We start from the raw sequence: 6,168 nt of genomic DNA on the forward strand, positions 1-6,168 counted from the left end.
CGTTTCACTGACGGCTGTTTCCCACCATAAGTCGCATGATCGCGGTACTAGGATTCGACTCGCGTTTCCTGCCACTGGGAGGAGTCCGGGTGCGGATCTTCACGATCGTCCTGTCCCTGCTGCTGATGACGGCGGTCTCCGGGGGTGTCGCCTCGGCCGACCCCGTCCTCGAACACGACACCGACGACCCCGTCCTGGCCGCGCCCGCGGTGACCCGGCCGGACACGCCGCACTGCACCGTCACGCTCGCCGACGCCTTCCGCTCCAACGCCGCCGACGGCACCTCTCAGTTCTACCAAGGCACGCTCACGCCGCCGAAAGCCTGCGCCGGGCCGTGGGCGAAGGTCGTCATGGACCAGACGGTGACCGTCAGCGGGCGGCAGTACGACCGGATCGGCGACCTGAAGATCGGTGACGCCGAGGTCTGGTGGGGGACCACCGAAGAACCCAGCGGCGAGGGCAACCGCCCGATCACCTACCACTTCGACAAGGACCTCACGCCGTACAGCGCGCTGCTGCGCACCCCGCAGCCGTTCCGCGGTGGCATCGAGAACTTCACCTCCGCCGTCTACACCGGCGTCTACGCCCAGACCGTGACGCTCACCTACTACCGCGCCGACCGGAAGCACCCCGCTCCCGACGTCGCCGACCACGTCACGGGGATGGGCCACGCCGACGCGACCCCCGCGGCGCCGACCGTCCACTTCACCGCGAAGGACCTGCCGCGCAACATCACCCGCGCGCAGCTCGAGGTCACCCTCGAAGGCCACGCCTGCGACGAGCAGTGGTTCGACGACGTCCCGGACGAGGTCTCGGCGAAGTACCCGGCGGCCGGGATGTGCGGCCACGGGCCCTACCGCGAGGCGAACTTCGCGATCGACGGGACGGCCGCCGGCTCGGCGTTCACCTTCCCGCACATCTACTCCGGCGGGATCGTGCCGCAGCTGTGGCGCCCGATCGTGGCGATCGACACCTTCAGCCTGCATTCCGAGACCTACGACGTGACGCCGTTCGTCGGCAAGCTCGTCGACGGCGGCGCGCACGACCTGTCGTTCACCGTGCCGGACATCGGCGGCGAGTGGACGGTCGTGCCCACCCTGCTGCTCACCACCGACGACCACGCCGCGCGGACGTCCGGCGCCCTGACCCAGGACGACGTCGCGGCGGCGCCGGCGCGGCAGACGACGGTGAAGGACATCGCCGGCGGCGTCAACGCGACGGTCACGGCGAAACGCCACGACGTCACCGCGGGGTACGTCGACACCTCGGCGGGGCGCGTCTACACCCGCGTCGAGCGCACCCGCGACTACCGCAACAGCGACGACGTCACCGGCGGCGGTTTCACCCAGCACGTCGTGCAGGCCGATTCGGGCCAGCAGACCTCGACGTCCACTGTGGACGGCCGGGTGCGGGCGGCGGACCGGCACACCTGGTCCTACCCGCTGACCACCGACGCCACCGCGAACATCACCGACGACCAGAACCTGCGGATCTCCGGCTCGGCCGAGATGACCAAGATCCTCGGTGACCTGACCGGCGACGGCCGGACCTGGCGGCCGGTGCGCGCGTCCCGGGAATGGCTGTCCGCGTCCGGCGTGCTGGCCCGCACCAACGGCGTCAACACCGAAGCCGACGGGAAGTCCCAGACGCTCTACACGGGCCCCGACGATCTGGGCCGGCCGTACTTCCACTACGTCGCGAGCGAACACGGGCGGATCACCCGGAACCGGGAGCTGCCGCCGCGCAGGTGAGGCTCAGGCCGGCTTGCGGCCCCACGCGGTGATCATCGGCGCGAGCATGAGATCCAGGTCACCACGCGCGAGGTTCGCGAGGTGCGTCCCGATTTCCTCGGGCGTCGCCAGGTCCGCGGCCAGGAGCTGGTCGCGGACGTGCCGGACGGTGGCCGCCTCCAGGACCGCGCACGCGCGGGACGCGACGGGGAAGTAGGCCTCGGCGCGCACGTCGGTGAGGTCCGACTCGCGCAGCAGCCGGGGCAGCGTGCGGCCGTAGGCGAGGTCCGCGCCGCGCTCGGCCATCAGCGTCCGCATCCGGGTGCGCAGCCGGTTCGCCAGTGCTTCGGCGGGGCCGCGTTCGTCCGGGCAGGCGAGGGGCTGCAGAGCCGGGTCCGCGTCCTCGATCACCAGCCGGCCGCCCGGCGCGAGCGCGTCGACCATGACCCGCATCGCGGCCGCGCGGTCCTTCAGGTGGACCAGCACCAGCCGGGCGTGGACCAGGTCGAACGTCTCCGCCGGCGGCGGGTCGCGGAGCACGTCGTGCCGGCGTACCTCGAGCACGCCGCCCGCCGCGGGCCCGGCCCACGACACGTCGATGTCCGTGGCCAGCACCCGGCCACTGGTCCCGACGCGCTCGGCCAGGCCGCGCGGCACCGAGACGCCGCCGGCACCGACCTCCCAGCACCGCCACCCTTCGCCGAGCCCCAGGTCGTCGAGGTGCCGGAAGGTCCACGGGTCGAACAGCTCGGCCAGCGCCGCGAACCGTTCGCCGGCCTCGGGACTGCGGTTGTCGAGCAGGTAGCGGTTCATCACCCCAGCATGGCCCGGCCGGCGCCGTGCGGGTACCCGTCCACTTCGGACACGGGCGCCCCGGCCAGGTTTCGGTCAGGTGAACCGCGTCTCGTGCCCGCTCACCCGATCGGGCTAGTGGGGTACTGTCGAAGACATGGGGAGTCTCCGCTCGCGGGTCCTGGGCTGGGTCGGCCGACGCTACCTCGCGTGGCAGTCGAAAAAGGGCTTCGACCTCGAGAAGATGTCGTCCTTCCTGCCCGATTCGGCGCTGCTGCCGCTCAAGCGCGACGGCCTCGACCCGGTCGCGGAGATCGGCGCGATCCGGGCCGAAGCCCCGATCAGCAAGCTCGATCTGCCGTTCGGGATGAACGCCTGGCTGGTCACGGGGTACGACGAGGCGAAGGCCGTGCTCGGCAAGGTGACAGAGTTCTCCAGCGACTTCACCAACCTCGTCGGCAGCGCGGGGGTGACCGAGGACCAGAACCCGGGCGGCCTCGGCTTCGCGGACCCGCCGGTGCACACCCGCCTGCGCAAGCTGCTCACGCCCGAGTTCACCATGCGCCGGCTCAACCGCCTGACCCCGCGGATCGACGAGATCGTCGCCGAGCAGCTCGACGCGATGGCCGCGGCCGACGGCCCCGTCGACCTCTGGCAGGCGTTCGCGCTGCCGATCCCGTCGCTCACCATCTGTGAACTGCTCGGTGTGTCCTACGAGGACCGCGAAGACTTCCAGCGCCTGAGCACCGCCCGGTTCGACCTCTTCGGCGGCGCGAGTGCCTCGCTCGGCGCGATGTCCGAATCGCTGACCTACCTGCTCGAAATCGTGAAGAAGCAGCGCGCGGAGCCCGGTGACGGCCTGCTCGGCATGCTGATCAAGGAGCACGGCGACGAGATCTCCGACCAGGAGCTGGCCGGCCTCGCCGACGGCGTGCTCACCGGCGGCCTGGAGACCACGGCGAGCATGCTCGCCCTCGGCGCGCTGGTGCTGCTGCGCGACGAGAAGGCGTTCGACGCCGTCCGCGGTGACGAAGAGTCCGTGCACCGCTTCGTCGAGGAACTGCTGCGGTACCTGACCGTGGTGCAGATGGCGTTCCCGCGGTTCGCCAAGCAGGACATGGAGATCGCCGGCGTCCACATCGGCGAGGGCGACATCGTGCTGGTGTCGCTGTCGGCCGCGGACCGGGACGCCAAGCTGGGCCCGGGCATGGACACCTTCGACGCCACCCGCGAGCCGACGTCGCACCTCGCGTTCAGCTACGGCATCCACCGCTGCATCGGCGCCGAGCTCGCCCGGATGGAGCTGCGCACGGCGTACCCCGCGCTCGTGCGCCGGTTCCCGAACCTGCGCCTGGCCGTACCGGCCGACGAGCTTTCGTTCCGCAAGGTGTCCATTGTGTACGGTCTGGACGAGCTGCCGGTCCTCGTCGGCTGAATCAAAGCGGCACGCGCCGCTCGGTGAAGCCCATCCTCCATGGAGTGCTCAGCGAACCCCGCGCGGCCGGAACTGGATGCTGATCCGCGGCCCGGCCGCGCGGTTCGTCTTCGGGATCGCGTGCTCCCAGGTGCGCTGGCACGAGCCGCCCATCACGATCAGGTCGCCGTGGCCCAGCGCGTAGCGCCGGGACTCGCCGCCGCCGCGGGGGCGCAGCGCGAGCTGGCGCGCGGCACCGACCGAGACGATCGCGACCATCGTGTCCTCGGTGCTGCCGCGGCCGATCGTGTCGCCGTGCCACGCGACGCTGTCGCGGCCGTCACGGTAGTAACACAGGCCGGCCGTGCGGAACGGCTCGCCCAGCTCGCCCGCGTAGTGCTCGCTCAGCGCGGCGCGCGCCTCGGCCAGCACGGGGTGGGGGAGCGGGGCGGCCTCGCGGTAGAAGCAGAGCAGCCGGGGGACGTCGACCAGCCGGTCGTACATCCGCCGCCGCTCCGCCTGCCACGGGACGCCGGTGACCAGCTCGGTGAACACCTCGTCGGCGCCGTCGAGCCAGCCGGGCTGCACGTCGACCCAGGCGCCCGCGCCCAGGCCGGTGCGCCGGGGGGCGAGCGGGTGGAGGGTGACGGGGCCCGACTCACCGAACAGCGATGCCTGCAGTGTCGGTGTCGTCATGCCCCGACCGTACACCACAGTCGAACACTTGTTCTACTTCACGACGTCGTAGACCAGCTTCTGGATCCCGTTGCCGTACGCCTCGCTGCTGACCAGCTTGAGGTTCTGCTTGTCCTTGTCGGTGTCGCTGAACAGCCGCTTGCCCGCGCCGAGCAGGACCGGGAACAGCAGCAGGTGGTAGCGGTCGATCAGGCCGGCGTCGGCCATGGCCCGGTTCAGGGCGGCACTGCCGTTGACGATGATCGGGCCGCCCTCGGTCTCCTTGAGCGCGGCGACGTCGTCCAGCGAGCGGAGGATGGTGGTCTCGCCCCAGTTCGTGACCAGGTCGGACTCCTGCAGCGTGGTCGACACGACGTACTTCGGCATCGCGTTGTACCCGGCGAACTCGACGGTCATGCCCGGCCACACCGGCGCGAACGCCTCGTAGCTGACCCGGCCCATCATCAGTGCCGTGGCTTCGTCCTGCTCGGCGCCCTTGATCGCGTAGGCGGCCGGGTCGAACTCGATGTCCTTGAAGGTCCAGCCCGAGTTGCGGTAGCCCGGCTCGCCGCCGGGTCCTTCGACGACGCCGTCGAGCGAGACGAACGAGGTGGAGATCAGGGTGCGCATGGGGTGCTCCTTGGTTGATCAAGCTTGCTTTCACCAGTGTGTCGAACGGGCTCCGCAGGATTCGACAGCACGCGCGGGAAAACTTCTGACGCGTTTGTCCGGGGGGAAGTGGGTCTTGTCCGCGGGGCCCCCGGCTCGTACAGTCTTCTCAAGCCGGACAAAGGTCTGAACCTATGTCCCGTCACCGCCGCCTCTGGTCACACAGGAGGTTGGACGGTGCGCAGACTTCGCGGTGCGGGAGTGCTCGTGACGGTCGCAGCGGGGCTGGCGGTGCTCGCCCCGACGGCGGAAGCCCAGGTCGGAGGCGGTACGTGGACCTCGGACTCGCCGGGCTACAAAACCCAGAACGTCGGCTGCGGCTCGACGTCCGGGCTCACCTTCAAGCTCACCTGCTCCAGCAGCAGCGGTGAGCAGCGGGCGGAACGCCGCTACGACACGTACACGGGCGGCACCCACCAGTTCGAGGGCTCCTTCAAGATCACCAGCATGACCGGCACCCGGATCAGTCTCAAGCAGACCTTCCGGGACGGCTCGGACGCCGGGCCGTACTTCCTGCTGGCCGTCGAGAAGGGCGGCCGGATGTACGCCGTGGAAGGCGGGGCGACGCTGGGCAGCGGCGCGACCGTCGGTACCTCGGTGCGGGTCAACACGATCAACCAGGTCGGCAGCTCGCACAAGGTGTACATTAACGGCTCGCTCCAGCAGACGATCTCCAGCCCGAGCGGCAGCTACTACGACAAGTTCGGCAGCTACCGGACCTCCAGCGGCGCGGGCCCGATCACCGTGACGTGGAGCGGCGTCAGGTTCTGGCACAAGTAGGCGGTATCGGGCTGACCTGCTGTTTTGCAGTTGTTGATCGCGTCAAGCCGTCTCGGGATCTTCAAGCCGTGCCGCCGTGGTGTGGCGCGGTTTGAAGATCCCGCCGGC

General features: G+C 70.3%; 6 protein-coding genes. 3 read left to right on the forward strand and 3 right to left on the reverse strand.

What is annotated here, in order from left to right:
• Positions 1-89 precede the first annotated feature (89 nt).
• Positions 90-1,751, forward strand: a complete 1,662-nt coding sequence (locus ACGFMK_RS43465; RefSeq protein WP_392776018.1) for a peptide-N4-asparagine amidase — start codon at positions 90-92, stop codon at positions 1,749-1,751.
• Between the two features lie 3 nt (positions 1,752-1,754).
• Here the strand turns inward: ACGFMK_RS43465 and ACGFMK_RS43470 are convergent, their stop codons facing one another.
• On the reverse strand, positions 1,755-2,543 hold the full coding sequence (locus ACGFMK_RS43470; protein ID WP_392776021.1) for a methyltransferase domain-containing protein: 789 nt from the start codon (positions 2,541-2,543) through the stop codon (positions 1,755-1,757).
• A gap of 136 nt (positions 2,544-2,679) precedes the next feature.
• Between ACGFMK_RS43470 and ACGFMK_RS43475 the strand changes: the two genes are divergently transcribed.
• Positions 2,680-3,957 carry a cytochrome P450 gene (locus ACGFMK_RS43475; protein WP_392776024.1) on the forward strand — a complete coding sequence of 426 codons (1,278 nt, stop codon included), beginning with the start codon at positions 2,680-2,682 and terminating at the stop codon, positions 3,955-3,957.
• A 48-nt stretch (positions 3,958-4,005) separates the two neighbouring features.
• Here the strand turns inward: ACGFMK_RS43475 and ACGFMK_RS43480 are convergent, their stop codons facing one another.
• Both ACGFMK_RS43480 and ACGFMK_RS43485 read right to left on the reverse strand, forming a co-directional pair.
• Entirely contained in the window at positions 4,006-4,632 is a 627-nt protein-coding gene (locus ACGFMK_RS43480; RefSeq protein ID WP_392776026.1) for an alpha-ketoglutarate-dependent dioxygenase AlkB, read from the reverse strand.
• 33 nt (positions 4,633-4,665) lie between these two features.
• Positions 4,666-5,241 carry a dihydrofolate reductase family protein gene (locus ACGFMK_RS43485; RefSeq protein WP_392776029.1) on the reverse strand — a complete coding sequence of 192 codons (576 nt, stop codon included), beginning with the start codon at positions 5,239-5,241 and terminating at the stop codon, positions 4,666-4,668.
• A 246-nt stretch (positions 5,242-5,487) separates the two neighbouring features.
• Between ACGFMK_RS43485 and ACGFMK_RS43490 the strand changes: the two genes are divergently transcribed.
• Positions 5,488-6,060 (forward strand): hypothetical protein, encoded by a 573-nt coding sequence (locus ACGFMK_RS43490; RefSeq protein WP_392776032.1) that lies wholly within the window; start codon positions 5,488-5,490, stop codon positions 6,058-6,060.
• Positions 6,061-6,168: the final 108 nt, after the last annotated feature.

The sequence above is a fragment of the Amycolatopsis sp. NPDC049252 genome (genome assembly GCF_043197175.1).
In the GTDB taxonomy this organism is placed as follows: domain Bacteria; phylum Actinomycetota; class Actinomycetes; order Mycobacteriales; family Pseudonocardiaceae; genus Amycolatopsis.

Coding starts and splice junctions, on each gene's coding strand:
- ACGFMK_RS43485 (WP_392776029.1), bottom strand. CDS start 5,241: ATGCGCACCCTGATCTCCACCTCGTTCGTCTCGCTCGACGGCGTCGTC.
- ACGFMK_RS43470 (WP_392776021.1), bottom strand. CDS start 2,543: ATGAACCGCTACCTGCTCGACAACCGCAGTCCCGAGGCCGGCGAACGG.
- ACGFMK_RS43475 (WP_392776024.1), top strand. CDS start 2,680: ATGGGGAGTCTCCGCTCGCGGGTCCTGGGCTGGGTCGGCCGACGCTAC.
- ACGFMK_RS43480 (WP_392776026.1), bottom strand. CDS start 4,632: ATGACGACACCGACACTGCAGGCATCGCTGTTCGGTGAGTCGGGCCCC.